Origin of the sequence: Bacillus spizizenii TU-B-10, from assembly GCF_000227465.1 — a bacterium.
GTDB lineage: Bacteria > Bacillota > Bacilli > Bacillales > Bacillaceae > Bacillus > Bacillus spizizenii.
In genome coordinates this window covers 3132666-3158062 of the sequence record NC_016047.1, presented here as the reverse complement: position 1 = coordinate 3158062, position 25397 = coordinate 3132666, and the positions used below count along the sequence as shown (strand labels likewise).

Below are 25397 nucleotides of genomic sequence, written 5' to 3'. Positions count from 1 at the left end.
TAGAAGGGAGTGGCTGTATGAAAAAGGCTTGGTGGAAGGAATCGGTTGTCTACCAAATTTACCCCCGCAGTTTTAAAGATTCAAATGGCGACGGAATCGGGGATATTCAAGGAATCAGATCCAAACTTGATTACATAAAAGAGCTGGGCGCTGATGTCATCTGGATTTGCCCGCTGTATGATTCGCCCAATGCGGATAACGGCTATGATATCAAGGATTACAAAAACATATTAAGCGATTTCGGCACCATGGAGGATTTCGACCAGCTGCTTGGTGACATTCATGAGCTGGGCATGAAGCTGATTATGGATCTTGTCGTGAACCATACAAGCGACGAACATCCATGGTTTATCGAATCCCGTTCATCCATACACTCCGAAAAGCGCGACTGGTATATTTGGAAGGACGGCAAAAACGGAAAAGCGCCGAACAATTGGGAAAGCATTTTCGGCGGACCGTCATGGCAATATGATCAAAAGACTAGCCAGTATTATCTTCACCTTTTTGATAAAAAACAGCCTGATTTGAATTGGGAGAATGAAAAGGTGAGAAATGCCGTTTACGACATGATTAATTGGTGGCTTGATAAAGGAATTGACGGATTTCGGGTGGACGCCATTACGCATATTAAGAAAAAAGAAGGGCTTCCCGATATGCCGAATCCAAAAGGGCTGGACTGCGTTCCTTCCTTCCCCTATCATATGAATGCTGACGGCATAATGGATTTACTAAGAGAGCTGAAAGAAAACACATTTTCCCGCTATCCGATTATGACAGTCGGTGAGGCAAACGGTGTCGCTGCAAAGGAAGCGGCAGATTGGGTTGGAGAAAAAAACGGCATCTTCAGCATGATTTTTCAATTTGAGCATCTCGGCCTGTGGGATGTAGAGATCAATGAAAGCATTGATATCGCTTCCTTCAAACGAATTCTAACTGACTGGCAGGACAGTCTTGAAGGGATCGGCTGGAATGCTTTGTTTATGGAAAATCACGACCAGCCCCGTTCTGTTTCTGTGTGGGGAGATGACGGAGTGTACCTGAAGGAAAGTGCAAAAGCGCTTGCCGCTGTCTATTTTCTCATGAAAGGCACACCGTTTATTTATCAGGGGCAGGAACTCGGCATGACAAACGTGGCATTTCCGTCTATTGAGGACTATGATGATGTCGCAATGAAACGCCTATATGAAAGAGAAACGGCGAAAGGCGCATCACACGAGGACGTGATGAAGATTGTCTGGAAAAAGGGAAGGGACAATTCACGAACGCCGATGCAATGGAATGCCGATCCATACGCCGGATTTTCTGAAGCCGAACCGTGGATCGGAACCAATGAGAATTACAAATGGCTGAACGCCGAGGCGCAAATAACCGATAAAACATCTGTATACCACTTTTACAAAAGCCTGATCAAGCTGCGCCAAACATACGATGTTTTTATCAATGGGACATATACGCTCATTTTACCGGAAGATCAGCAAATCTTTGCATATCTTCGGAAAAACGATAGCCATGCTGCACTGATTGCAGCCAATCTGACAGGAACGCCGGCCTTATTCAAGCACCCCGGATTGCCATTGTCATCAGGCGCACTCGTATTGTCAAATGTGGAAACAGACCCGCATAAGCACATGACATCAGTACTGTTAAAGCCGTATGAAGCAAGAATATATCTATGGTGCTAAACTCCAGCCAGAGACTGGAGTTTTTTATTTTTTATCAGGTTTATGAGAGTGGTTTAACAGGAAAAAAAGAACACAGAACGAATTAGCAAATAGAGCGGACAAATGAAAGGAGAAACAAATGCTGAAAACACTGCAAATCAACACGAACAAACGAGATGAAATGATTGAGATCACCAGCGAGGTGGAAGCGTTTCTTCAAGAAACAGGTGTAACGAGCGGCGCTGCGCTGATTTACTGTCCTCATACGACAGCGGGCATTACAATTAATGAAAATGCCGATCCGGATGTCAAAACAGATATGCTCAGAAGATTTGATGAGGTGTATCCGTGGGAACACGAGCTGGACCGCCACATGGAGGGCAATACTGCTGCGCACATGAAGTCGAGTACGGTGGGAGCTTCACAGCTTGTCATTATTGAAAACGGCCGGCTGATTCTAGGAACATGGCAGGGCATTTATTTCTGTGAATTTGACGGCCCGCGTACACGGACTTGTTATATCAAAATCATGGGGTAACAGGAGGGTTTTCATGACGGAATGGATGAAAGTATTATCGCTGACAAAACCTGTCATCCAGGCGCCAATGGCCGGGGGGCTTGTCACGCCCGTCCTGGCAGCCGCTGTGTCAAATGAAGGCGCGCTTGGAAGTCTGGCATCCGGATATCTCAGTCCCGACATGCTCGAAAAGCAAATCATTGAGATGCAGCAGCTGACTGATCGAGTATTTCAGGTGAATGTGTTTGTTCCAGAAAGCAGAAAAGAACCGGATGAGGACATCGTTCAAACTTGGAAAAATAAGATTCCGTGCGCCGAACAGGCTCCTTCATTCTCTTCAGAGGAAGAAGAATGGGACGACTTCCATAAAAAAATGAACATCATTCTCAAACACAATGTAAAAGCCTGTTCATTTACGTTTGGCATTCCGCCGGATGAAAGCATTCAAGCGTTAAAGAAAAATGGCTGCTGTCTCATCGGGACAGCTACGACTCCGCAGGAAGCCGTTCTGCTTGAAGAATGCGGAATGGACATCATTGTACTGCAAGGTAGCGAAGCGGGCGGCCACCGCGGGTCTTTTCTGCCGGTCAGCGGAGAATCGACACTTGGCCTCATGTCGCTCATTCCCCAAGCGGCAGACGCCGTTTCCGTTCCAGTGATCGCGGCAGGCGGAATTGCCGACCGGCGCGGTGTCCAGGCCGCTCATTGTCTCGGAGCCCAAGGCGTACAGATCGGGACGCCGTTTCTCATGTGTGAGGAATGCGAAGTATCTGAAGCGTACAGGCGCGAATTAAAAAAAGCGCAAGGAACAGACACACGCCTCACCGCATTGTTTTCAGGTAAGCCTGCAAGGGGTATAGTCAATCAATGGATGAAAGAGCAGCAGGCTGAGGAGGCAAACGTGCTGCCTTATCCATTGCAAAACACGTTAACAAAGCCGATGAGAAAACACGCAGCCAAAGAAAAAGATTCCGGGTACATGTCTTTGTGGGCTGGGCAATCTGTCGGAATGCTGAACAGGCCCGCTGATGTGAAAACGCTGTTAGCCGAGCTTTGCCGAACGTAACTTGATAAACAGAGGTGACAGATGATGAACATTCTTCAATATTCTTATAAAAAAAGAGGGAAAATTGAGTTTGTATTTGAAGGCTGGCCTCACTCAAAAGTTACAATGGCTCCTATCAAAGGCTACTATTTTGTCCGCTTTATCAAATGGAGCAGTCTAGATCCAATTGTGACAAGACATGACCTTGAAAAAATGGAGTGGGCTGCGAACCAGTTTTTCGGCACAGCCCCTTTTTATCGAAAACGAAAAGCATTTGAAACCCCATCGTCTCGAAAATAGGCGATGGGGTTTTTAGCGGACGATGCGGTAAAGAGACGGAACATCCAGTCTGGTCGCCTGAGACAGAAGGTAGGCTGGCTGTATGGCTCCTTTTCTTCTAAAAGAATTCAGCTTATCGATAATTTGCTGTCCGCTTAAGATTCCGAGGCCATGGGCGAAATATTTATCTTCTCCCAGTAAAATCACATTTTCGCCTCTCCACTGGGCTTTTTGCGGATCAAATTCAGGATTTTTAAAATACAAACAATCTCCGAGAAAAAAGTGATGTCCTGTTTCCGTATATATCGGCAATTTCTCATAATGCCAGTCATATAAAATAATTCTGTTAAAGGTGGCATCAAATTTTTCTTCCCCGATGGTATCGATCAAGGCCAAGTAATAAATGACAACAATTGCGGTCGCACATTCAAACGCGTAAAACGGGCCGTTTTCAGCTATGTCCCGAATCGCTTTTGAAGGCGGCATTCTGTATTTCAGCTCTAAGGCGCCTTCCGGTGAAACCCTCCAATACGCTGTATTCCCGTATGTTTTTAAAAAAGTGGCAAACTTCGCCCCGCTTTTGTGCAGCGTTTTAGCAGCTGCAACGATATTCATCCGCAGTTTAAGCTCAAACATCAGTTCTGCAATTGAATGATAATCAAACTGAACAGGCGTCTCAATCATCTCTTTTAACAGAGGATTTAGATTCTCATCAATCTGCCAGTTTTCAATATCTTGGGGACGGAGCAATTGTCCGGATACAATAATCATCTTTAGCCCCCCTTGTTTTTTATAAGATATGCAAAGGGCTTGGGCAATGAAAGTTAAAAAGACAGAAGACAGCCGAAAAAGAACTTCTTCCATTTTTTATTTTAAAACTTTTTTAAGCAGCCGATATATACTGTATCAAACCTGAAGGAGAAACTGGACATGAAGACTTTTATCAATTGGCTGAAGAAACCGTCTATCTCAAGAAAATTAATCGTCTCATTTATTGCGATTCTCATTATCCCTATTCTTATATTGGAATTTAGTTCTTATCGAAGCGCAAGCGGAAAGCTGGAACAGGAAATTATGGGAAATGCGAAAAGCAGTGTCGATACATTTAATACAACCGTTACAAATGATCTGGGAACAAAAGTGACAGCGGTCACCTTTTTCAGTGAAACTCTTAAAAGCTCCGCATTCAAAGGAAAGTCTAATCAAGAAGAGCTCAAGGCCAAATTTTCACAATACGTATCTATCAATCAAGGGGTAGCCAGAATTTATGGAGGCGCAGAAAACGGCACCTACGTACAAGCACCCAAAGAACAATTGCCGGATGGATACGATCCGAGACAACGCCCTTGGTACCAAGATGCGATGAAGGCAGGCGGTGAAATTGTCGTGACAGATCCTTACGTGGCAGCGAGTGACGGAAGTATGGTCATTACCATTGCCCAGAAGCTGAAGGACGGATCTGGCGTTGTCGCCATGGATATCACCATTGATAAATTGTTAGAACAGATGAAACAAATCAAGGTCGGAAAAGAAGGCTATGTTTTCATTGCAACGAAAAACAAAACCTATGTTGCCCACCAGAACCATAAGGCTGGAGAAAAGCTGTCAGGAGACTGGGTTGCCAAAATGTATGCCGATAACAGCGGTGAACTCCAATACACTCTGGGTAACGAAGATAAAAAGATGACCTATACAACAAATGAACTGACTGGGTGGAAAATAGCCGGCACAATGTATATGGATGAAATAAAGGATGCCTCAAAGTCTGTGCTCATAACAGGCATGATCGTGCTGATCGCTTCCATTGTGGCAGGCGGGTTTTTAATTCTGTTTATCGTTCGTTCGATTACAAAACCGTTAAAACGTCTCGTTCAATCATCGAAAACGATCAGCAGCGGGGATCTGACAGAAACGATCGAAATCCGTTCAAAAGATGAGCTTGGAGAGCTTGGGGTGAGCTTCAATGAAATGGGACAATCTCTCCGCTCACTGATCAGTGCTATTCAGGACTCGGTAAACAATGTGGCTGCATCGTCCGAACAGCTTACTGCATCTGCCGGACAAACAAGTAAAGCCACCGAGCATATCACGATGGCGATTGAGCAGTTCTCAAACGGAAACGAGGAGCAAAGCGAAAAGGTTGAATCCAGCTCTCATCAGCTGAACTTAATGAATGAAGGGCTCCAGCAAGTCTCACAAACATCATCAGACATTACAAAGGCGTCTATCCAATCAACGGAAATCGCCGGAACGGGTGAAAAGTTTGTCCAGCAGACAGTCGGACAAATGTACTCGATTAATCAATCGGTTCAGCAGGCTGAAGCTGTTGTCAAAGGCTTAGAAGGAAAATCAAAAGACATTACAAGCATTTTGAGAGTCATAAACGGCATCGCTGACCAAACAAACCTGCTGGCATTAAACGCAGCCATTGAAGCTGCGCGTGCTGGAGAATCAGGACGCGGCTTCTCTGTCGTTGCGGAGGAAGTGCGCAAACTGGCTGTTCAATCAGCCGATTCAGCAAAAGAAATCGAAAAGCTGATCCAAGAAATTGTAGCAGAAATCGAAACTTCTCTTCACATGTTTAAAGAGGTCAATCAGGAAGTACAGTCTGGACTTGTTGTCACAGACAATACAAAAGAAAGCTTCCAGAGCATTTTCAGCATGACAAACGAAATCGCGGGCAAATTGCAGACGATGAATTCCACCGTCGAACAGCTGTCAGGCCGTTCACAGCATGTTTCAGCAGCAGTCAGCGGCATTGCCGATGTGTCGAAAGAAAGCTCGGCAAGCATCCAAGACATTGCCGCATCAGCCGAGGAGCAGCTTGCCTCTATGGAAGAAATCAGTTCATCAGCGACCACTCTTGCGCAGATGGCAGAAGAGCTTCGTGATCTGACGAAGCAATTCAAAATCGAATAAAAGCAGAAAAACAGCGCTTATCAAGGCGCTGTTTTTTCGTGAAGGAATTAATCTTAAAGACCTAATATTCACGGTGATATTAGAACTATTTTTCATTTTTACCTTCAATTTCAATGTAATATAAAGGAAGAACCGCCGATATAATTTGTAAATTATTGAAAGAAGGTTCAATAGGATGAAAAAAACACTCACCACTATTCGCAGGTCATCAATTGCCAGGAGACTTATTATTTCTTTCCTGCTGATCTTAATTGTTCCCATTACCGTCCTTTCGGTAAGCGCTTATCAATCAGCAGTTGCCTCTCTTGATATACAGATGACGCAAAGCGCAAAGGAAAATGTTCAAATATTAGATCATATCATTGATGATAAAATCAGCACGACTGAAAAAAGCCTCGCGTTTTTCAGCGATTGGGCTACAGCAGATAAGTTTAAGGATAAAAAGAAAACAGAGATGAAACAGGAATTCAAACAATTTATCCAAATGAATGACAATGTAGCTGCGGTATTTTCCAGCAGTAAAGACGGAGAATTCACACGTTATCCGTACGCAGACATGCCGAGTGACTTTAATGCTTTAGAACGAGATTGGTACAAAGAAGCAATGGCCAATAAAGGCAAAACAATCGTCACTGAGCCGTATGAATCTATTTCATCAGGAAAAATGGTCGTCACCATTGCCCGACAGACGGAGGATGGATCAGGCGTTGTCGCTATTGATATGAAAATTGATGATCTGGTCACGACTGCTAAAGGAATCAATATCGGCAAAGAAGGCTATGCTTTTATCTTAAGCCCAAATAAAAAAGTCATTGCCTACTCCGGAGAAAAAGCGGGAACAGAGTTAAAAGGGGACTGGGTTGATAAGCTCTACAAGAATAAAAGCGGCGACTTTGAATATACGTACCAAGGCAAAGAGAAGAAAATGGCGTTTGCCACAAGCGAAACAACAGGCTGGAAAATCAGCGGAACGATGTATACGGATGAGATCCGCGATGCTGCAAGCAAAGTTCTGACCATGGCTTCAATCGTTCTGGCGATTGCCATCGCAGCTGGAATTACGGCAATTTATTTTGTAATTCGGTCGATCACAAAGCCATTAAGACGCATTGTCACATCAGCTGAAAAAATCAGTGAAGGCGATCTAACCGAAACGATTGAAATCAATTCAAAAGATGAACTCGGTGTTCTGAGCCAGAGCTTCAATCATATGGCCCACTCGCTTCGCTCACTCATTCACGGCATAAAAGATTCAGTAGAACACGTTGCTTCATCATCAGAAGAATTGACTGCATCCGCTGACCAGACAAGCAGAGCTACTGAGCATATTACGATGGCCATCGAGCAATTTTCAAACGGCACCGAAAGCCAAAGCGACAAAATTGAGACAACAACCGGGCAAATTAATGAAATGAACGATGGATTGGCTGAACTGGCGCGGGCTGCCGCAGTGATTACAGAAACATCCGCAAATTCCACAGAAGCATCAAGCGAGGGTGAGACACTTGTACAGAAAACAGCCGGCCAAATGAATACGATTGACCACTCAGTAAAAGAAGCGGAACAAGTGGTGAAGGGGCTGGAAGTCAAATCAAAGGATATCACGAATATTTTGCGGGTTATCAACGGCATTGCAGATCAAACCAATCTTTTGGCTTTAAATGCCGCCATCGAAGCGGCCAGAGCGGGAGAATACGGCCGGGGCTTCTCCGTCGTCGCTGAGGAAGTGAGAAAACTCGCGGTACAATCAGCTGACTCGGCAAAGGAAATTGAATCACTGATCAGCGAAATTGTGAAAGAAATTCACACATCATTGAACGTGCTTCAGTCCGTAAACAAAGAAGTTGAAACAGGGCTTGTCATGACAGGTGAAACAAAACAAAGCTTCAAACATATATCTCACATGACCAATCAAATTGCTTCCGAACTGCAAAACATGAATGCGACGGTTGAGGAGCTGTCAGCAGGAGCTCAAGAAATTTCCGCTGCTTCAAATGATATCACAGCCATTTCTAAGGAAAGCTCGGACGGCATCCAAGATATAGCCGCTTCAGCCGAGGAACAGCTGGCATCCATGGAGGAAATCAGTTCATCGGCACAGACGCTTGAAAGAATGTCTGAAGAACTCCGTGATCTGACAAAACGATTTAAAGTGAATAAGGAATAGTGCTAAATAACTATCTATTTATGGGAAATTAGTTATGTTCGTTAAATTTCTTCTTTTTTACTGTATATATTTACCCATTTCCTGCCGATATGAAGGGTAGCATAAAAAAGGAGAAATGAATGATGAAAAAAATACTCCAACTAATAAAACAAAGATCTATTACACGGAAGCTACTCGTTTCCTTTCTGTCGATTCTCATCATACCGGTTGTCATATTGGCTGCCATTGCGTATCAATCGGCAAGCAGCTCGCTCGACAGACAGATGATGGGGAGCGCATTAGAAAATGTACAGCAATTAAACGAAATCATTAACACCAGCATCGGTGAAAAAGAAAACAGCGCTGCTTACTTCAGCGAATGGCTGACAAAAGAGAGATATAATGCAAAAAGCAATGCAAGTATTAAAGAGAAATTCTCACAATATATCAGCATAAACAAAGATGTAGAATCCATTTACACAAGTGACAAAAACGGGCGCTTTACCCGTTACCCGGATCTTCAGATGCCGAGCGATTATAACCCGGTCGAACGCGACTGGTACAAAAAAGCGGTTGCGAATAAAGGGAAAGTCGTGGTTACAGACCCGTATAAAACAGCCTCTACGAACACAATGGTTGTGACAATCGCTCAACAGACAAAAGATGGTTCAGGCGTTATCGCAATCAACATGACGATTGAAAATCTGCTGAAAACAACTAAAAAAGTCAACATCGGCAAACAAGGCTACGCATTTATCATGACGAAGGACAATAAGGTTGTCGCCCATCCTAATGAAACCTCAGGAACTGAATTGAAAGGCGACTGGACCGATCAAATGCTAAATGCTGATAAAGGCGATTTTCAATATACCATGGACGGCGATAAGAAAAAAATGGCCTTTGACACAAACAAGTTAACGGGTTGGAAAATTGGCGGCACCATGTATTTGGATGAAATCCATGAGGCAGCCCAGCCTGTCCTTCATCTTGCTTTAATTGTCTTGGCCGCAGCTATTATCATAGGAATTATTGTCATGACACTGATCATTCGGTCGATTACAACGCCGCTGAAACAGCTTGTCGGTTCCTCTAAGCGGATCAGCGAGGGAGATTTGACTGAAACCATTGATATCCGTTCAAAAGATGAATTGGGCGAACTCGGCAAAAGCTTTAACAATATGGCGTCGTCACTTCGTTCTCTCATCCACGCTATCCAGGATTCCGTGGACAATGTTGCTGCTTCCTCTGAGGAGCTGACCGCATCAGCCGCGCAAACGAGCAAGGCAACAGAGCACATTACATTGGCGATTGAACAATTTTCTAACGGCAATGAAAAACAAAACGAAAACATTGAAACTGCAGCAGAGCACATTTATCAAATGAATGACGGATTGACGAATATGGCTCAAGCTTCTGAAGTCATCACAGATTCATCTGTCCAGTCAACTGAAATTGCAAGCGAAGGCGGCAAGCTTGTTCATCAAACCGTGGGCCAAATGAACGTCATTGACAAGTCTGTAAAAGAAGCAGAACAAGTCGTACGCGGATTGGAAACGAAATCGAAAGACATTACCAATATTTTGCGTGTGATTAACGGTATCGCAGACCAGACGAACCTGCTTGCCTTAAACGCAGCAATTGAAGCGGCGCGCGCAGGCGAGTACGGCCGCGGCTTCTCTGTTGTAGCGGAAGAAGTAAGAAAACTGGCAGTTCAGTCAGCAGATTCAGCAAAAGAGATTGAAGCATTAATCATCGAAATTGTGAAGGAAATCAATACATCTCTCGGCATGTTCCAGTCTGTCAATCAAGAGGTGCAAACAGGCCTTGATATCACAGATAAAACAGAAATAAGCTTTAAACGCATTTCTGAAATGACGAACCAAATCGCCGGTGAACTGCAAAACATGAGTGCGACGGTTCAGCAGCTTTCTGCCAGCTCCGAGGAAGTTTCTGGAGCGTCCGAGCACATTGCATCGATTTCAAAAGAAAGCTCAGCTCATATACAAGATATCGCGGCGTCAGCCGAAGAGCAGCTTGCTTCCATGGAAGAAATCAGCTCGTCAGCAGAAACCCTTTCGTCGATGGCGGAAGAGCTTCGCGATATGACAAAACGATTCAAAATCGAATAGTAAGCCAAAACACCCGGGCCTGTACGCTCGGGTGTTTTTTTTAGTTTTTTTATTAAACCTTTTATCCTAGTTTGACGATATTAGATTTAGCTTAAAGGAGGAGTCAACTAGAATGGGAAAAATGATACAATGGATCAAACAGCCATCGATCAGCAAACCGCTTATCGCTGCGTTTCTGGCAGTGCTTATTTTGCCGGTTGGGGTTTTAGCATATTTCAGTTATCAATCAGCTTGGAACGCACTGGACAGGGAACTTACGAGTAGTGCAATGGGGAACGTTGAAGAGCTCAACAGCACCCTGCAAAACAAATTGAATAATAAAGTAAAAGCAATTGATTATTACAGTGAGACGATCGATAAAGATCTATTACAAGGAAAAAATAAAACCTCACTGAATGAGAAATTTAAGCAGTATACAACATTGAATGCCGATGTAGGCGCAATCTATGTTGCTTCAGAAGATAAGAAGCTTTACAAATATCCGGATAGCGGCGTTCCTAAAGGCTTCGATCCGACAGGGCGTGACTGGTACAAACAAGCTGTTGCGAAAAAAGGACAGGCTGTTTTCTCAGAACCGTATACTGATGAAGCAACAGGGGATATGGTTGTCACAATTTCAAAACAATTAAAAGACGGTTCAGGGGTTATAGCACTTGATTTAAATCTGGATGAAGTGCTTTCCGCTTCACAGAGAATCAAAATCGGCAAAAACGGCTTTGCCTTTATTACAACGGGCAACAAAAAATATATCGCCCATCCGACGATTAAGCCTGGGACAACTGGATCCGGCGACTGGACAAACCAAGTATATTCCAAAGGAGAAGGCTCATTTGAATATACTTTCGAAGGCAAAGAAAAGAAAATGGCCTTTACGACAAATAAACTGACAGGCTGGAAAATCGCGGGTACGTACTTTGTCAGTGAATTGCAAGATGCTTCAAGCCCGGTTCTGAACACAGCGATTATCATTCTATGCGTGTCACTTGTCATCGGCGGCATACTTATTCTCTTTATTATCAGTGCCATTACCAAGCCGTTAAGAAAACTGGTTTCTACATCCGCGAAAATCAGCAGCGGAGATCTGACAGAAGTCATTGATATTCACTCGAAAAACGAGTTTGGACAGCTTGGCGATAGCTTTAACGAAATGTCTGCCTCATTGCGTTCTGTGATCGGGGTTATTCAAACGTCTGTAGAAAACGTCGCTTCATCTTCTGAAGAGTTGACGGCAAGTGCAGCCCAAACGAGCAAGGCAACCGAACATATCACACTTGCCATCGAACAGTTCTCAGATGGCAACGAGGCGCAAAGCGAGAAACTGGAAACAAGTTCAAACCATCTTTCTCAAATGAACGATGGGATTTCAAAAGTGGCTCAGGCCTCTTCAACGATTACGAAGTCATCGATCCAGTCCTCCGAGGCAGCAGGCAGCGGAGAAAAACTGGTGGAGCACACAGTCGGTCAAATGAAAACAATCGATCAATCCGTTCAAAAAGCGGAAGCGGTGGTGAAGGGTCTTGAAACAAAATCGCAAGACATCACAAGTATCTTGAATGTGATTAACGGCATTGCTGATCAAACCAACCTGCTGGCATTAAATGCTGCGATTGAGGCGGCAAGAGCGGGAGAATACGGAAGAGGCTTCTCAGTAGTTGCGGAAGAGGTCAGAAAACTTGCCGTACAATCAGCAGGCTCTGCCAAGGAAATTGAAGGGTTAATTCAAGAGATTGTCAGAGAAATCAGCACTTCGCTTGCGATGTTCCAATCTGTGAATCATGAAGTGAAGGAAGGCTTGCAGATTACTGACCAAACAGCGGAAAGCTTTAAACAAATCTACGAGATGACAACCCAAATTTCTGGTGAATTGCAAAACCTAAACGCAACGGTTGAACAGCTGTCAGTTGGATCGCAGGAAGTGACAAGTGCGGTTGAAGACATTTCTGAAGTGTCGAAAGAAAGCTCAGCAGGCATTCAGGACATCGCAGCTTCGGCGGAAGAACAGCTTGCTTCCATGGAAGAAATCAGCTCTTCAGCTGAAACATTGGCAAACATGGCGGAAGAACTTCAGGACATCACGAAGAAATTTAAAATTGAATCATAATAATGAAAGAGAAAGCGGCATCAGCTGCTTTCTTTTTTTATTGAAAACAAAAATAAACAAAAACAATTCAAAAATAAACAAATATCATATATAATGAAAACGGATACAAATAAAAGGGACGGAGGAATATCAAATATGGTGAAACATGTATGGGATTCAGAGCGTGCTGCACAGCTGCCGAAAGGTGTAGAGGAATTGGTGTACAGGTCCAATCTGATCGGGTCAGATCGCACTGTCTGCAACTGGGGCGGCGGGAATACGTCTATGAAAACAACGGAAAAGGATTTCAGAGGCCGTGAAACAGAAGTCATGTGGGTGAAAGGAAGCGGTTCAGATTTGGCAACAATGAAAGCGCATAACTTTACCGGTTTAAAATTAGCTGACATCCGCCCGCTGATTGAAAGGGACCACATGTCAGATGAAGAAATGGTAGACTACTTGTCTCATTGTATGATAGACAGCAAACATCCCCGTCCTTCAATTGAAACGCTGTTACACGCTTTTCTGCCATACAATCATGTTGACCATACCCACCCCGATGCGATTATCAGCATTTGCTGCGCTGATAATGGAAAACAAATTGCAGAAGACATTTACGGAAACCGGTTTGTATGGGTGCCATACGTCCGCCCTGGATTTACTTTGTCTAAAATGATCGCTGAAGGCGTAGCGAACAATCCCAACGCCGAGCTTGTGTTAATGGAGAAACACGGCTTAGTCACTTGGGGAGAGACGTCTGAAGCATGTTATGAAAAAACGATATCCATCATTCAAGAAGCCGAGCAGTATATTAACGACCGGATCAATCCAAATAAGATATTCGGAGGCAAAAGATATCAGCCGCTGCCGGAAGATCAAAGAAAACAAATCTTGGCAGGCATCATGCCTGTGATCAGAGGCGCTGTAAGTGAAGAAAAGAAAATGATCCTTTCCTATGATGATCATGACGACGTCTTGGAATTTGTAAACAGTGTTCAAGCGCCAGTGCTCTCGCAAATCGGTGCGGCATGCCCGGATCACCTAGTTCACACAAAACGGGTTCCGCTGTACATTGAGTGGAATCCGGAAACTCAAGATGTGCGCAAGCTTGTGGAACTGGTCAAGTCAGGAGTCGAGCATTTTGCATCAGAATATCATGCTTACTTTACACGCAATCAGCAGGAGGGGGATCAAATCTTTGAATCAGCCCCGCGGGTGATATTGATTCCTGGCATCGGAATGGTGAATACGGGAAAAAGTTATGCCATGTCTAAAGTGAGCGGCGCTTTATACCGGAGAGCGATCGCCGTTATGAAAGGGTCAACAGCTCTTGGTCACTTTGTTTCTTTAAATGAAAATGAATCCTACCATGTCGAATATTGGCCGCTCGAATTATATAAGCTCACGCTAGCCCCGCCGGAAGCAGAATTTTCCCGTAAAGTAGCGTTGATAACAGGAGGAGCCGGCGGAATCGGCAGTGCAGCATGCCGCCGCTTTGCAGCTGAAGGAGGGCACGTGATCGCTGCTGATCTTAATATAGAGGGTGCACAGAAAATTGCCGGGGAAATAAACGATGCATACGGAGAAGGACGGGCAATGGCTGTCAAAATGGATGTGACAAAGGAAGAGGAAGTACGGTCAGCCTTTGAACAAGCGGCGCTTGCTTACGGCGGCATTGATATCGTCGTCAATAATGCCGGACTGGCCACATCAAGCCCATTTGACGAAACAAGTCTAAAAGAATGGAATCTTAATATGAATGTATTAGGAACTGGCTATTTCCTTGTGGCCCGTGAAGCGTTTAAACAAATGAAACAGCAAAGCAGAGGCGGAAGCATGGTATTTGTCGGATCTAAAAATTCGGTTTATGCGGGAAAAAACGCCTCTGCCTACAGCTCGGTAAAAGCGCTTGAAACCCATTTGGCGAGATGTATCGCAGCAGAGGGTGGAGAATTCGGCATTCGGGTCAACTCCGTTTTGCCTGATGCGGTTCTTCAAGGATCGGCAATCTGGGGGTCAAGCTGGCGGGAGGAACGGGCCGCGGCGTACGGGATTGAGCCAGATCAGCTGGAGGAACATTATCGGAAACGAACGGCGCTGCTCGTCAATATTTACCCGCAGGATATTGCCGAAGCCATCGCATTCTTCGCTTCTTCTAAAGCCGAAAAAACAACGGGCTGCATGATCACGGTAGACGGCGGCGTCCCGGCTGCTTTTACGCGTTAGAAATATGCTATGATATTAAAAACAATAAGACGGATTATGATATGAGGAAGGGCGTTACCAATGCTAGTAGCAGAACGGCAGCAAAAAATAGTGGAAATAGTGAATATGCGTTCAAGCATCCGTGTATCCGAATTAAGTGACATATTTTCTGTCACAGAGGAAACCATTCGGCGCGACCTTGAGAAGCTTGAGAAAGAACATAAACTGAGCCGGAGCCACGGAGGAGCGGTCAGTATTCAGCAGCAGGAATCAGAAGTTCATTTTTCTGAACGGGAAATTACAAATGTCGTAGAAAAAAAAGCCATCGCTCATGAAGCGGCCAAATATGTAAAGAGCGGAGACCGAATCATTCTCGATGCAAGCACCACCGCCTGGTACATGGCGAAAATACTCCCTGATATTGAGCTCACCGTCATTACAAATTCAATGAAGGCAGCCTTTGAGCTCAGCAATAAAGAAAACATATCAGTCATTTCGACAGGCGGCATTTTGCTGGTAAAATCATTATCGTTTGCCGGCCCGTTAGCAGAGCGTTCACTTGAGACCTATCACGTCAACAAAACCTTTCTGTCATGTAAAGGCTTTGACATAAACAACGGGATGAGCGACTCAAACGAGTGGCAGGCGCTGCTCAAAAAACGGATGATCGAAAGGTCGGACCAGACCATTTTGATGGCCGATTCAAGCAAATGGGGGAACCGCGAGTTTTCACATATTGCCTCGCTGCAAGATGTCAGCCGCCTTATTACGGATTCTGGACTTGATCCGGCATCGGTAAAAGCTCTCGAGGACAAAAAGGTGAAGGTGACAGCTGTTCCTCTTTCGAAGAGAGGGTGAAAGGATGATTTATACTGCCATTGATATAGGCGCATCAAGCGGGAGAATCATGGTAGGTGAACTGAAGGAAGGGAAGCTTGACATACAAGAGATTCACAGATTCGCTAACGGTTTCAGTCAAAGAGACGGGCATTGCTTTTGGGATATTAATCATTTGCTAAAACAAATCCTGCAAGGACTGCAAAAAGTGAAAGCGCTTGGGCATGAACGCTGCACTGTGGGCATTGATACATGGGCAGTTGATTATGTCTTACTGGACGAAAAAGGGAATCGTTTGCGGGAAGTGATGTCCTACCGGGATAGAAGAACAGATCACACAATAGACAAACTGGAACATACCCTCTCAAAAGCCGCAATTTATCAAAAAACAGGAATACAATTTCAGCCTTTTAACACGATTTATCAATTGTATGAAGAAAAACGTGAGCTGCTGAAAAAAACAGATAAAGTTATGATGGTTCCTGATTATTTAGGCTATTGTTTAACCGGAAAAGCCGTAACAGAAATCACAAATGCATCCACAACACAGCTTTTAAACGTCTCAACCGGAAAGCTTGACCCCGAATTGCTTGAAGCCGTGTCTGTTCAGGAACAGCAATTTGCGCCGCTGACTGAACCGGGGCGTGAGCTCGGGATGCTGAGAAATGATTGGTTCCCAGATTATGATCTGCCGACTTGCAAGGTGATGACAGTCGCAACGCATGATACTGCCTCGGCCGTCATCGCGGCCCCAGGTGTAAACGATAGCTGGGCGTATATCAGCAGCGGAACATGGTCGTTAATCGGAGTTGAAAACAAAACGCCGATATTAACCGACCTGGCTTTAAAAAACAACTATACAAATGAACGCGGCGCAAACAACACCATTCGTTTTCTCAAAAACATCATCGGCATGTGGGTGATACAAGAAGTAAGACGGCAATTACAAGCAGATTACTCTTTTCAGCAGCTTGCAGAAGCAGCCCGAAAAACAGAACCATTTCAGCAGTTTATAAACTTAAATGATGAACGTTTCCTGAATCCAGACAGCATGATAGAGGAAATAGAACATTATTGCAGAGAAACCCGCCAAAAGATTCCCCACACTGCAGGCGAACTTGCCTGTTGCATCTACAGCAATTTAGCCATCATCTATGCGATAGCCATCAAAGAGCTGGAAACGATCACAGAAAAACCGATTGAGCAGCTTCATATCATCGGCGGCGGAGCCCGAAATGATTTCTTAAATCAATTAACAGCAGACATGAGCGGAAAAGCGGTATACGCAGGGCCCATAGAGGCAACCGCCATCGGAAATCTGCTGATGCAAATGATTGCTGCCAAAGAAGTCAAAGACATAAAAGAAGCCCGGCAAGCCGTCAGAAATTCCTTTCCGATCAAAGTGTTTACACCTAAAGACATTGACAGAAGCACAATCATTCAGTCATTTCATCAAACTGTTTTGAAAGCGCTATCTAAAAGGTGAAGAGGTGATCAGGTTTGATTAGAAAAGCCAGTATCATGTTTGTCCATCAAGACAAGTACGAAGAATACAAACAGCGGCATGATGACATTTGGCCTGAAATGGCAGAAGCACTCAAAGCTCATGGAGCGCACCATTATTCCATTTTTTTAGACGAGGACACAGGCCGGCTTTTTGCTTATTTAGAAATAGAGGATGAAGAGAAGTGGAGAAAGATGGGGGACACAGAAGTTTGCCGGAGATGGTGGAAATCGATGTCGCCATTAATGAAAACAAATCCAGATTTTAGTCCTGTTTCGATAGATCTTAAGGAAGTTTTTTATTTGGATTAAAAAACTGAAAAAGGGAGAGAGCCGCATGACCATAAAAACCAATTATGACAGTGCAAAACAGGCATATGAAAAATGGGGAATTGATGTTGAAGAGGCGCTTCGGCAATTAGAGCAAGTGCCCATTTCAATCCACTGCTGGCAGGGTGATGACATTGAGGGCTTTGAAGTAAATAAGGGTGAGCTTTCAGGCGGAATTGACGTGACCGGCAATTATCCCGGAAAAGCGCAAACCCCTGAAGAATTAAGAAGAGATTTGGAGAAGGCTCTTTCTCTCATTCCTGGAAAGCACCGCGTAAACCTGCATGCGATATACGCAGAAACAAACGGGGAAGCGGTAGAACGGGACAAATTGAAGCCGCATCATTTTGAAAACTGGGTGAAATGGGCAAAAGACCTCGGTCTCGGTTTAGATTTTAATCCGACCTTGTTTTCGCATGAGAAAGCGGCTGACGGACTCACCCTTTCACACCCCGATCCGACCATCAGGGAATTTTGGATCAGGCATTGCATCGCTTGCCGCCGTATTGGAGAATACTTCGGGAGAGAATTAGGCACACCTTGCTTGACGAATATTTGGATTCCTGACGGCTATAAGGATATCCCGAGTGACAGGCTGACACCGCGTAAAAGACTAAAAGAATCACTTGATCGGATCTTCGCAGAGGAGATCAATGAACAACACAATCTTGATTCGGTCGAGAGCAAGCTGTTCGGGCTTGGTTCTGAATCATATGTTGTCGGATCTCATGAATTTTATTTAGCTTACGCTTTGACGAATCATAAGCTTTGTTTACTTGATACAGGCCATTACCACCCGACTGAAACGGTATCAAACAAGATCTCGTCGATGCTGCTTTACACAGACAAACTCGCCTTGCATGTGTCCCGGCCTGTTCGCTGGGATAGCGATCATGTTGTGGTTTTAGACGATGAATTGAGAGAAATCGCTCTTGAAATTGTACGCAATCAGGCTATCGAGAAGGTCGCCATCGGCCTGGATTTTTTCGATGCCAGCATTAACCGTGTTGCCGCCTGGACCATTGGAACGAGAAATATGATTAAAGCTTTATTGTATGCATTGCTTCTCCCGACCGGCTATTTAAAACAATTGCAGGAAGAGGGCCGCTATACAGAAAGGCTGGCGCTGATGGAGGAATTCAAAACATATCCTTTCGGGGCCATCTGGGATTCCTACTGTGGGCAAATGGGCGTGCCGGTAAAAGAGGCATGGCTTCATGACATAAAAGAGTATGAACAAGAGGTGCTTTTAAAGAGGAAGGCATCTTCTCCGATTGTCTAATAAAAAAATCCGCCGCGGCATTTGCACGCGGGCGGATTTTTTAGGCTTGATCAGCAGGGTACACAATCCCCATTTGCTTTCTTGCTTCTTCCATGATTTTTGCAGTGATCATTGATCGTTCAAATGTATTTTCTTCAGATTCCTGCTTGTTCTCTTTTATGAGCGTGACAAATTCTTCCGCTTCGTAGAACATCGCCGGTTTAGGATCGTGAATCGAAATGTTTTCCAGACGTCCATCGCGATAGCGGATTTCCACTCGTTCTGGCCGGTGAATCGTATCGATTACAATCGTCCCGTCTTCACCCTGGATTTCCGCCGGGGCATAGGAAGTTGAGATTTTAGAATGCATCAGAACGGCTTCGAACCCGTCGTAAGACAGAATGACGGTTCCTTCCCCATCCACTCCGGAAGATAAAGCGTACCCGTTCGCTTTCACATCCTGCGGCTCACCAAACAGCACGACGGCAGGATAAATACAATAGATTCCGATATCCATTAATGACCCATTGGAAAGCTCAGGCTGAAACGCATTCAAGACGGTACCGTTTCTGAACGCGTCATACCGTGAGGAGTACTGGCAGTAGCTCGCGGTAAATCTGCGGACAGTGCCGATTTTATGTAGGTGGTTTTTCAGCTCTTTAAAATTCGGCAGGAAAGTGGTCTTCATCGCTTCCATGAGGACAACGCCGTTTGCCTTAGCCGCTGAAATCATCTCTTCCGTTTCTTTTGTATTCGAAGCAAACGGCTTTTCGCAAAGCACATGCTTGCCATGGTTCATAAAGAGAACGGCTTGTTCCTTGTGAAAGGCATTCGGACTGGCTATGTATACGGCATCAAAGCAATCGCTTGCCGCCATTTCCTGAAGGTCTGAGAAAGTGTGTTCAGCGTTATGTTTAGCAGCAAACTCGGCAGCGCGGTCAGCCGATCTTGAATAAACAGCTGTCAGCTGAAAATCTTCTATCTCCGCTGCTGATTCAAGAAAGCGGTCTGTAATCCAGTTGGTTCCTATTATTGCAAAACGTATCACTCTTATCGCTCCTTTTGCATGATATAGCTAAATTATAGCTTAAAAAGGAGAAAAGCACATGATAGATCAAATCACATTTTTAAAGCAAGGAAGTTTTTCCAGCAATTAACGGTTTTTATTTTTCATTATAGGGACGATAGTGTACAATTTAATTAAACTATATATGACGGAGGAACGATAGTGGAGACGTTGCAAACATGGAGCGGCAGATTCAAGCGATTCTTCTTGGACAATAAGTTTGTTTTATTTTTGCTTGTGCTGCTGCTGATTGGTTTAAATATTCTCGTTTTTACAAAAACATCATTTATTTTCACCCCGATTATTGTTCTTCTCAAAACGATTTCACTGCCGATTATTTTAACAGGCATTGTTTATTATCTGTTAAACCCAGTCGTCGATTTCCTTGAGAGAAGAAGAATTAGAAGAATCTATTCTATTTTGCTGTTATATCTATTGATTATCGGGCTGATCACGATCACGATCGTGTCCATCATTCCCTTTTTAAAAGAACAAATTATGAGTTTGATTGACAACATACCGAGATATGTGGATGTCGTTGAAGATCAGACGAAACAGCTGATCGGCAGTAACTTCGTCAATCAGGCCCAGCAAACCATGAACATCAATATATCTGATCTCGCAACAAAGGTTTCAGATCAGGCAGCGACGATTGTGAACAGCACCTTTACCGGCGTTGGGAATTTTATCGGCGCTCTGACTGAGATTATCATTTCAATCGTTACGGTTCCGTTTATTCTTTTCTATTTATTAAAAGATGGAAAGAAATTGCCGGTCTACATACTAAAGTTTGTGCCGACTCGATTGAAAGAACAGACATACACAGTCTTAAGTGAAATGAATCATCGGTTAAGCTCTTATATCAGAGGCCAGATCATTGTCAGCTTCTGTATCGGCTTTTTGCTGTTTATCGGTTATTTGATAATCGGGCTGGATTATGCTTCATTGCTTGCCGTCATTGCGGCTTGTACAAGCATCGTTCCGTATTTAGGGCCGACGATTGCCATTACGCCAGCGATTATCATCGCCATAGTGACATCGCCGCTCATGCTGCTCAAGCTGGTGATCGTTTGGACCATTGTTCAGCTGATTGAAGGGAAGCTGATTTCGCCGCAAATTATGGGAAAAAACCTTCATATCCACCCAATTACGATTATTTTTCTGCTGTTAACAGCCGGCAAGCTGTTTGGCGTTGTTGGAATCATTCTAGCAATTCCGGGCTATGCAGTTGCCAAAGTCATTACGACACATTTATTTGACTGGTTTAAAATGCGGTCACATTTATACGACGAAGAAAAAAATGAAAATACGTCAGGTCATAAAGTGTGATTTTCGTTTATAGTTATATAAGACGGGCTTTCCATTTATGGAAAGCTCCCGTTGTGTAAAAAAATAAATGTCTAATGGGGAGAATCAAAATCATGACTCTATGGGAATTGTTTGTAGCTGCCATTTTAGGAATCGTAGAAGGATTAACAGAGTACGCGCCGGTTTCTTCGACAGGACATATGATCATAGTAGACGATATCTGGCTTAAATCAAGCAATCTGATGTCAGAAGAAGCTGCTAACTCATTCAAAGTGGTTATTCAGCTAGGCTCCATTTTAGCAGTAGTTATCGTGTTTAAAGATCGGATTTTGAATTTGCTCGGCTTGAAAAAGAATATTACAAGCGACCAAAAGCAGGGACATAAATTAAGCATTGCCCAAATTGCCGTCGGGCTCGTGCCTGCAGCTGTTCTAGGCTTTTTGTTTGAAGATTACATTGATGAATATTTATTTTCCGTAAAAACTGTGGCCTTCGGTTTAATCGCCGGAGCAGTCCTGATGCTTTTTGCTGATTGGGTAAATAAACGGAAAGCAGCGACAGATACCCTCGACCGCATTTCCTATAAGCAGGCGATAGGGGTCGGCTTATTCCAATGTCTTGCCCTTTGGCCTGGTTTCTCGCGTTCCGGTTCAACCATTTCCGGAGGCGTTATTCTTGGTTTGAACCATCGCGCGGCAGCTGACTTTACGTTTATTATGGCAATGCCGATCATGATGGGAGCAAGCTTTCTAAGCCTTGTGAAGCATTGGGACAGCTTAAGCTCGGACCTGATGCCGTTTTTCATCGTCGGCTTTATCTGTGCCTTTGTTGTCGCGCTGTTTGTCGTCCGTTTCTTCCTAAAACTGATTAACAAAATCAAACTCGTCCCATTTGCAATCTATCGAATCATTCTCGGTGTGATTTTACTTTTGATCATGATGTAAGTTAAAAAAAGGCTCTTTTCGGAGCCTTTTTTTTCTGTCAATTTAAGAGGAAACAGCTTGTTTTTCAAAAAAAAATCATCTATAATAAATTTGACGTTACATACGGGGCCATAGCTCAGCTGGGAGAGCGCTACGCTGGCAGCGTAGAGGTCAGGGGTTCGAGCCCCCTTGGCTCCATACTAATAAAGCTTGATTTAAAGCCATTCTTGAGACTTTCAAGGATGGTTTTTTATTTGTTCTAATCTGTATTGGCAACAAAACGGCAACATTTGTGTCTGAGTTTTTAAAGTGGCAATATGGTGTCTCATTTTAAGAAAAAAACGAAAAAAAATAACCCCCATCATAGGAGGTCACAGTTTTATTGATTGCTGCAGGTTATCTATAAGCTTCTTCTTAGTTTTAGACATGATGTGTACATAGGTGTCATAAGTAAAGCTCGATTTTGCATGTCCAAGTCTTTCGGATATCTCTTTAATATCATGTCCGAAATAAAGCATTAGGGAGGCGTGCACGTGTCTTAAATCATGGAAGGTTATCTTAGGAACCCCAGCCTTCTTCATTAGCTTAGCTTGCTTTCTAAGAACGTTTCTTGCGTTAATTGGATTACCGAGCTCTGTACATATTACTAAGTCCTGATCCTGATAATCGTCTCCAAACTTTTCTTTCTCACTTTCAATTATCTTTTTTTGCTCTCTAAATTGATCTGCTAATTATTCACTAAATTCGATTATCAATTGTGAGAGTAGCGCAGAATTAAGGCCTATTAATATGTGGAATGTCTCAATCTTAAAATAGAAAATAAGTAACGAAGTTATATAGAATTTGATTCTTAATATTCATTTTTTTGGAAAAAGAGTTTGTGTTAACCTAATTAAAGAGGTGATGAAAATGGCAAAAAGAAAATTAACTATCGAACAAATGAAAAAGAATTTCACAACATGGGTTAGAAGTTTACCTCTAATTACGACAGGAATGTCAGTGGTGTTTGTTCTTGGACAACTGTTAATAGGTTATTTAAAAGGCAAGCCAGTATTTACCGTTGAGTTTCTTATTTTCTCAATTGGATTTGTGATCTTTGGAATTGCTTTAGGGTTTACTTTAAAATACTTCTATTCAAAGATTGGAGATGTTTGGATAGATGATAGTAAGGATTAAAATACGTTTTTGCGTATTTTAAATATATTAATGGAAAGGAAGGAAAGCGTATGAAAAGGTTTGTGCTGATGTTTTTAATTGCTATAGTATCTATCATGCCAATAAATACTTTAGCGATTGGCAATGGAAGTAATGCCAAAACAGAATGTACAACTTGTTCGAAAGAGAGAGACAGAGAACAAATCATCGAGGAAATTAAAGATGTTTACAATATCGAAACTGAAGTACTGAGTGAGCAAGAGGTAAAAAATGTAGAGCAAATAGCTCTAGATAAGAAAGAACCGTTTAAAAAGTACATTGAAGAATACAAAAATGCCGGATACAAAAAAGTAGATTTAAAGGATAAGAGTCTTTTATTCAAAGGCGCTCAAATTGACAAAGAAGGTACAAAATCTGATTTAGAATTTGTTTATGGCGCTTATAAAAATGAAGAAGGCGACTCCATAATTTATACTTTGGGTTATAGCAAAGAGACTAAAGAATTTTTTAATTTTAGCTTATTAGGAATACCTAAAGATTTTAGCGGCGATTCTGATGAACTTGATGTATTGATCCAAGATAATGATAACTCTTTTAAAATTTATGGGAAAAATTTAGATGGTCTTCAGGAGGGTGACTTCCACACAAATGGCTTTAGTGTTTGGGGAAAGAACTTTGCCTGTGGAGCGCTAGGTTTATTGGCTTGTGTCAACTATTGTGGGGTTATTGGTTTGATTAATCTTCCAGCTGGTGCAACTTGTGGAGTTGTTTGTGATTTAGCAATGATTGCTGCATGTGCATAGGATATTAGCTTTGAGGGATGTACAAATTGTCTATCCTTTTTTTGGTTTAGTTAGTATGCGGCAGGGGGATATATAGCTTATACATCCTTAAAGTAAATTAATATTCAAATTGTCAACTAATACGGAAATTAGTAAAATCACTCTAAAGGACGAATGGTTCATTCAGACATAAGTCCGAGAGAACGATGATGGAGTAACGGAATGGGATGCCGTCGTATTTGGGCAGTGGTCCATACCGAAATGTCATTTTGCCATTCTGCCAAACATCAATCATGTTATAATGATTTCAACAGCAAGTGCTGCATTTTGCGATGTCAGGCAGAAATAAAAATGGCAACAAAATTTTTAAAAAATCCCGATTATAAAGGATTACGAGAAAGAACTAAAAAGGATTAAAGAGACTATAAAGCTTGATAAATCAACGTTTCAAGGGTATGTCAGAATATCAGAAAGTACGCAAGGATAACGCTGGCAGCGTAGAGGTCAGGGGTTCGAGCCCCCTTGGCTCCATACCTTTAAACCCTTATTCTATAAGGGTTTTTTTGTTTGTGAGGAAAAGGCCATTCGCTGAACCCTTTTGTTGTTCAGAAATCAAAGTAAAGCAGTTCACCTGTAAATCATGAATTTTCCAATACACCCCTTTGTTCCTCAAAGACCGTCATGTCTTCCAAAGGGGGTGAGTAGACATGAAGAGACACCATTCGTTCGGACGTAGGATTGGACATTTTGTGAATTAAACCTTTGGTTGAAATAAGGCATTCTCCTTCGTGGACAAAGTATGAATTAGAGAGTTCTGCGTGTTCGCCGGTTGAGCGATAAATTGAATTAAGAAGCTTTCCTTCTAGCACCATTGCACAACCAATGGATTGGCCATGATCGTGGACTGCTGTCTCCTTGTTTGGGGGAATGTTAATAACGATAATTTCCAATTCGTTGTTTCTATAGATGGCATTTCGGCCGTAAGCGTACTGGTCTGGTTCCTTAATATACGGTTGACTCAATTTTGATGCGTTTGGAATTTGTTTTAAAGAAGTTGCCAAATCTTTAACCGATGGATTTTTCAAGCCGCTAAAAATGTCTTGGATGCACTCATACAGTTCCATTCGTTTTTGCCTCCCGGATTATTTAAAATTGACAAACATTGGTATTTCACAGATTAATTCATGGTATTTACCCATACACAATTTAGAGGCGGCAAACGCCCAGTGAATAAAAAAATTGTGCGGCCAA

Annotated in this window: 21 protein-coding genes, 1 tRNA gene and 2 pseudogenes; 20 read left to right on the top strand and 4 right to left on the bottom strand. The window is 43.2% G+C overall.

The annotated features are described in order from the left end of the window. Positions 1–17: 17 nt before the first annotated feature. The 5 genes and pseudogenes from GYO_RS37835 to GYO_RS37820 all read left to right on the top strand — a co-directional run bounded on the left by GYO_RS37835 (position 18) and on the right by GYO_RS37820 (position 3523). Complete coding sequence (locus GYO_RS37835) at positions 18–1682, top strand: glycoside hydrolase family 13 protein (protein ID WP_014114948.1); 1665 nt, start codon at positions 18–20, stop codon at positions 1680–1682. A gap of 26 nt (positions 1683–1708) precedes the next feature. Further along, positions 1709–1841: pseudogene (locus GYO_RS44355) on the top strand (hypothetical protein). Continuing rightward, the gene (locus GYO_RS37830) at positions 1801–2199 is read left to right on the top strand and encodes a secondary thiamine-phosphate synthase enzyme YjbQ (protein ID WP_014114947.1); all 399 of its coding nucleotides are present in this window, start codon (positions 1801–1803) and stop codon (positions 2197–2199) included. Before GYO_RS44355 ends, GYO_RS37830 begins: the two are co-directional and overlap by 41 nt. Positions 2200–2212: 13 nt before the next feature. After that, on the top strand, positions 2213–3244 hold the full coding sequence (locus GYO_RS37825; protein ID WP_014114946.1) for a nitronate monooxygenase: 1032 nt from the start codon (positions 2213–2215) through the stop codon (positions 3242–3244). A gap of 24 nt (positions 3245–3268) precedes the next feature. After that, complete coding sequence (locus GYO_RS37820) at positions 3269–3523, top strand: protein YuzH (RefSeq protein ID WP_014114945.1); 255 nt, start codon at positions 3269–3271, stop codon at positions 3521–3523. A gap of 12 nt (positions 3524–3535) precedes the next feature. On the opposite strand, the gene GYO_RS37815 is transcribed toward GYO_RS37820, so the two are convergent. Continuing rightward, a complete protein-coding gene (locus GYO_RS37815; RefSeq protein ID WP_014114944.1) occupies positions 3536–4273 on the bottom strand; it encodes a protein-glutamine gamma-glutamyltransferase in 738 nt (245 codons plus the stop codon). Positions 4274–4432: 159 nt separating this feature from the next. Here GYO_RS37815 and mcpB point away from each other — a divergent pair, with 159 nt between their 5' ends. From mcpB to rhaA, 10 genes and pseudogenes are all read left to right on the top strand, one after another. Next, entirely contained in the window at positions 4433–6421 is a 1989-nt protein-coding gene (gene mcpB, locus GYO_RS37810; RefSeq protein ID WP_014114942.1) for a methyl-accepting chemotaxis protein McpB, read from the top strand. A 175-nt stretch (positions 6422–6596) separates the two neighbouring features. After that, positions 6597–8588, top strand: a complete 1992-nt coding sequence (gene tlpA, locus GYO_RS37805; RefSeq protein ID WP_014114941.1) for a methyl-accepting chemotaxis protein TlpA — start codon at positions 6597–6599, stop codon at positions 8586–8588. 119 nt (positions 8589–8707) lie between these two features. Beyond that, positions 8708–9703 (top strand): annotated as a pseudogene (gene mcpA / locus GYO_RS44380) (methyl-accepting chemotaxis protein); the annotation flags it as partial. Between the two features lie 42 nt (positions 9704–9745). Continuing rightward, positions 9746–10696, top strand: coding sequence for a methyl-accepting chemotaxis protein (locus GYO_RS44375; RefSeq protein WP_371864114.1), 951 nt, complete (start codon positions 9746–9748; stop codon positions 10694–10696). 112 nt (positions 10697–10808) lie between these two features. After that, positions 10809–12797 (top strand): methyl-accepting chemotaxis protein, encoded by a 1989-nt coding sequence (locus tag GYO_RS37795; RefSeq protein ID WP_014114939.1) that lies wholly within the window; start codon positions 10809–10811, stop codon positions 12795–12797. A 135-nt stretch (positions 12798–12932) separates the two neighbouring features. Further along, positions 12933–15002, top strand: a complete 2070-nt coding sequence (locus tag GYO_RS37790; RefSeq protein WP_014114938.1) for a bifunctional rhamnulose-1-phosphate aldolase/short-chain dehydrogenase — start codon at positions 12933–12935, stop codon at positions 15000–15002. 60 nt (positions 15003–15062) lie between these two features. Next, a complete protein-coding gene (gene rhaR / locus GYO_RS37785; RefSeq protein WP_014114937.1) occupies positions 15063–15839 on the top strand; it encodes a rhamnose catabolism operon transcriptional regulator RhaR in 777 nt (258 codons plus the stop codon). Positions 15840–15843: 4 nt separating this feature from the next. Then, positions 15844–17304 (top strand): rhamnulokinase, encoded by a 1461-nt coding sequence (rhaB, locus tag GYO_RS37780; protein WP_014114936.1) that lies wholly within the window; start codon positions 15844–15846, stop codon positions 17302–17304. Between the two features lie 14 nt (positions 17305–17318). Next, complete coding sequence (gene rhaM / locus GYO_RS37775; RefSeq protein ID WP_014114935.1) at positions 17319–17633, top strand: L-rhamnose mutarotase; 315 nt, start codon at positions 17319–17321, stop codon at positions 17631–17633. 25 nt (positions 17634–17658) lie between these two features. Further along, positions 17659–18933: an L-rhamnose isomerase gene (gene rhaA / locus GYO_RS37770; RefSeq protein ID WP_014114934.1), complete on the top strand. Its 1275-nt coding sequence runs from the start codon at positions 17659–17661 to the stop codon at positions 18931–18933. A gap of 40 nt (positions 18934–18973) precedes the next feature. On the opposite strand, the gene iolU is transcribed toward rhaA, so the two are convergent. Next, positions 18974–19960, bottom strand: a complete 987-nt coding sequence (iolU, locus tag GYO_RS37765) for a scyllo-inositol 2-dehydrogenase (RefSeq protein ID WP_014114933.1) — start codon at positions 19958–19960, stop codon at positions 18974–18976. Positions 19961–20140: 180 nt separating this feature from the next. Between iolU and GYO_RS37760 the strand changes: the two genes are divergently transcribed. The 3 genes from GYO_RS37760 to GYO_RS37750 all read left to right on the top strand — a co-directional run bounded on the left by GYO_RS37760 (position 20141) and on the right by GYO_RS37750 (position 22407). Further along, positions 20141–21307: an AI-2E family transporter gene (locus GYO_RS37760; protein WP_014114932.1), complete on the top strand. Its 1167-nt coding sequence runs from the start codon at positions 20141–20143 to the stop codon at positions 21305–21307. A gap of 92 nt (positions 21308–21399) precedes the next feature. Beyond that, positions 21400–22230, top strand: coding sequence for an undecaprenyl-diphosphate phosphatase (locus GYO_RS37755; RefSeq protein ID WP_014114931.1), 831 nt, complete (start codon positions 21400–21402; stop codon positions 22228–22230). Positions 22231–22334: 104 nt separating this feature from the next. Next, positions 22335–22407: transfer RNA gene (locus GYO_RS37750), tRNA-Ala, on the top strand. 173 nt (positions 22408–22580) lie between these two features. Here the strand turns inward: GYO_RS37750 and GYO_RS43505 are convergent. Continuing rightward, positions 22581–22829 (bottom strand): tyrosine-type recombinase/integrase, encoded by a 249-nt coding sequence (locus GYO_RS43505; RefSeq protein WP_238528882.1) that lies wholly within the window; start codon positions 22827–22829, stop codon positions 22581–22583. Positions 22830–23118: 289 nt separating this feature from the next. Here GYO_RS43505 and GYO_RS37740 point away from each other — a divergent pair, with 289 nt between their 5' ends. Together GYO_RS37740 and GYO_RS37735 are read left to right on the top strand one after the other, a co-directional pair. Further along, positions 23119–23385: a hypothetical protein gene (locus GYO_RS37740; protein ID WP_014114929.1), complete on the top strand. Its 267-nt coding sequence runs from the start codon at positions 23119–23121 to the stop codon at positions 23383–23385. A 50-nt stretch (positions 23386–23435) separates the two neighbouring features. Continuing rightward, a complete protein-coding gene (locus GYO_RS37735; protein ID WP_014114928.1) occupies positions 23436–24167 on the top strand; it encodes a putative immunity/bacteriocin fusion bifunctional protein in 732 nt (243 codons plus the stop codon). Positions 24168–24784: 617 nt separating this feature from the next. On the opposite strand, the gene cdoA is transcribed toward GYO_RS37735, so the two are convergent. Further along, positions 24785–25270, bottom strand: a complete 486-nt coding sequence (cdoA, locus tag GYO_RS37730) for a cysteine dioxygenase (protein WP_041521051.1) — start codon at positions 25268–25270, stop codon at positions 24785–24787. Positions 25271–25397: the final 127 nt, after the last annotated feature.

Excerpts from the sequence above, each read along its gene's own strand:
- GYO_RS37815 (WP_014114944.1), bottom strand. The coding sequence starts at position 4,273 with ATGATTATTGTATCCGGACAATTGCTCCGTCCCCAAGATATTGAAAAC.
- GYO_RS37825 (WP_014114946.1), top strand. The coding sequence starts at position 2,213 with ATGACGGAATGGATGAAAGTATTATCGCTGACAAAACCTGTCATCCAG.
- cdoA (WP_041521051.1), bottom strand. The coding sequence starts at position 25,270 with ATGGAACTGTATGAGTGCATCCAAGACATTTTTAGCGGCTTGAAAAAT.
- GYO_RS37740 (WP_014114929.1), top strand. The coding sequence starts at position 23,119 with ATGGCAAAAAGAAAATTAACTATCGAACAAATGAAAAAGAATTTCACA.
- rhaA (WP_014114934.1), top strand. The coding sequence starts at position 17,659 with ATGACCATAAAAACCAATTATGACAGTGCAAAACAGGCATATGAAAAA.
- GYO_RS37790 (WP_014114938.1), top strand. The coding sequence starts at position 12,933 with ATGGTGAAACATGTATGGGATTCAGAGCGTGCTGCACAGCTGCCGAAA.
- GYO_RS37755 (WP_014114931.1), top strand. The coding sequence starts at position 21,400 with ATGACTCTATGGGAATTGTTTGTAGCTGCCATTTTAGGAATCGTAGAA.
- rhaR (WP_014114937.1), top strand. The coding sequence starts at position 15,063 with ATGCTAGTAGCAGAACGGCAGCAAAAAATAGTGGAAATAGTGAATATG.
- GYO_RS44375 (WP_371864114.1), top strand. The coding sequence starts at position 9,746 with ATGGCGTCGTCACTTCGTTCTCTCATCCACGCTATCCAGGATTCCGTG.
- GYO_RS37820 (WP_014114945.1), top strand. The coding sequence starts at position 3,269 with ATGAACATTCTTCAATATTCTTATAAAAAAAGAGGGAAAATTGAGTTT.
- GYO_RS37735 (WP_014114928.1), top strand. The coding sequence starts at position 23,436 with ATGAAAAGGTTTGTGCTGATGTTTTTAATTGCTATAGTATCTATCATG.
- mcpB (WP_014114942.1), top strand. The coding sequence starts at position 4,433 with ATGAAGACTTTTATCAATTGGCTGAAGAAACCGTCTATCTCAAGAAAA.
- rhaB (WP_014114936.1), top strand. The coding sequence starts at position 15,844 with ATGATTTATACTGCCATTGATATAGGCGCATCAAGCGGGAGAATCATG.
- GYO_RS37795 (WP_014114939.1), top strand. The coding sequence starts at position 10,809 with ATGGGAAAAATGATACAATGGATCAAACAGCCATCGATCAGCAAACCG.
- GYO_RS37830 (WP_014114947.1), top strand. The coding sequence starts at position 1,801 with ATGCTGAAAACACTGCAAATCAACACGAACAAACGAGATGAAATGATT.
- GYO_RS37835 (WP_014114948.1), top strand. The coding sequence starts at position 18 with ATGAAAAAGGCTTGGTGGAAGGAATCGGTTGTCTACCAAATTTACCCC.
- tlpA (WP_014114941.1), top strand. The coding sequence starts at position 6,597 with ATGAAAAAAACACTCACCACTATTCGCAGGTCATCAATTGCCAGGAGA.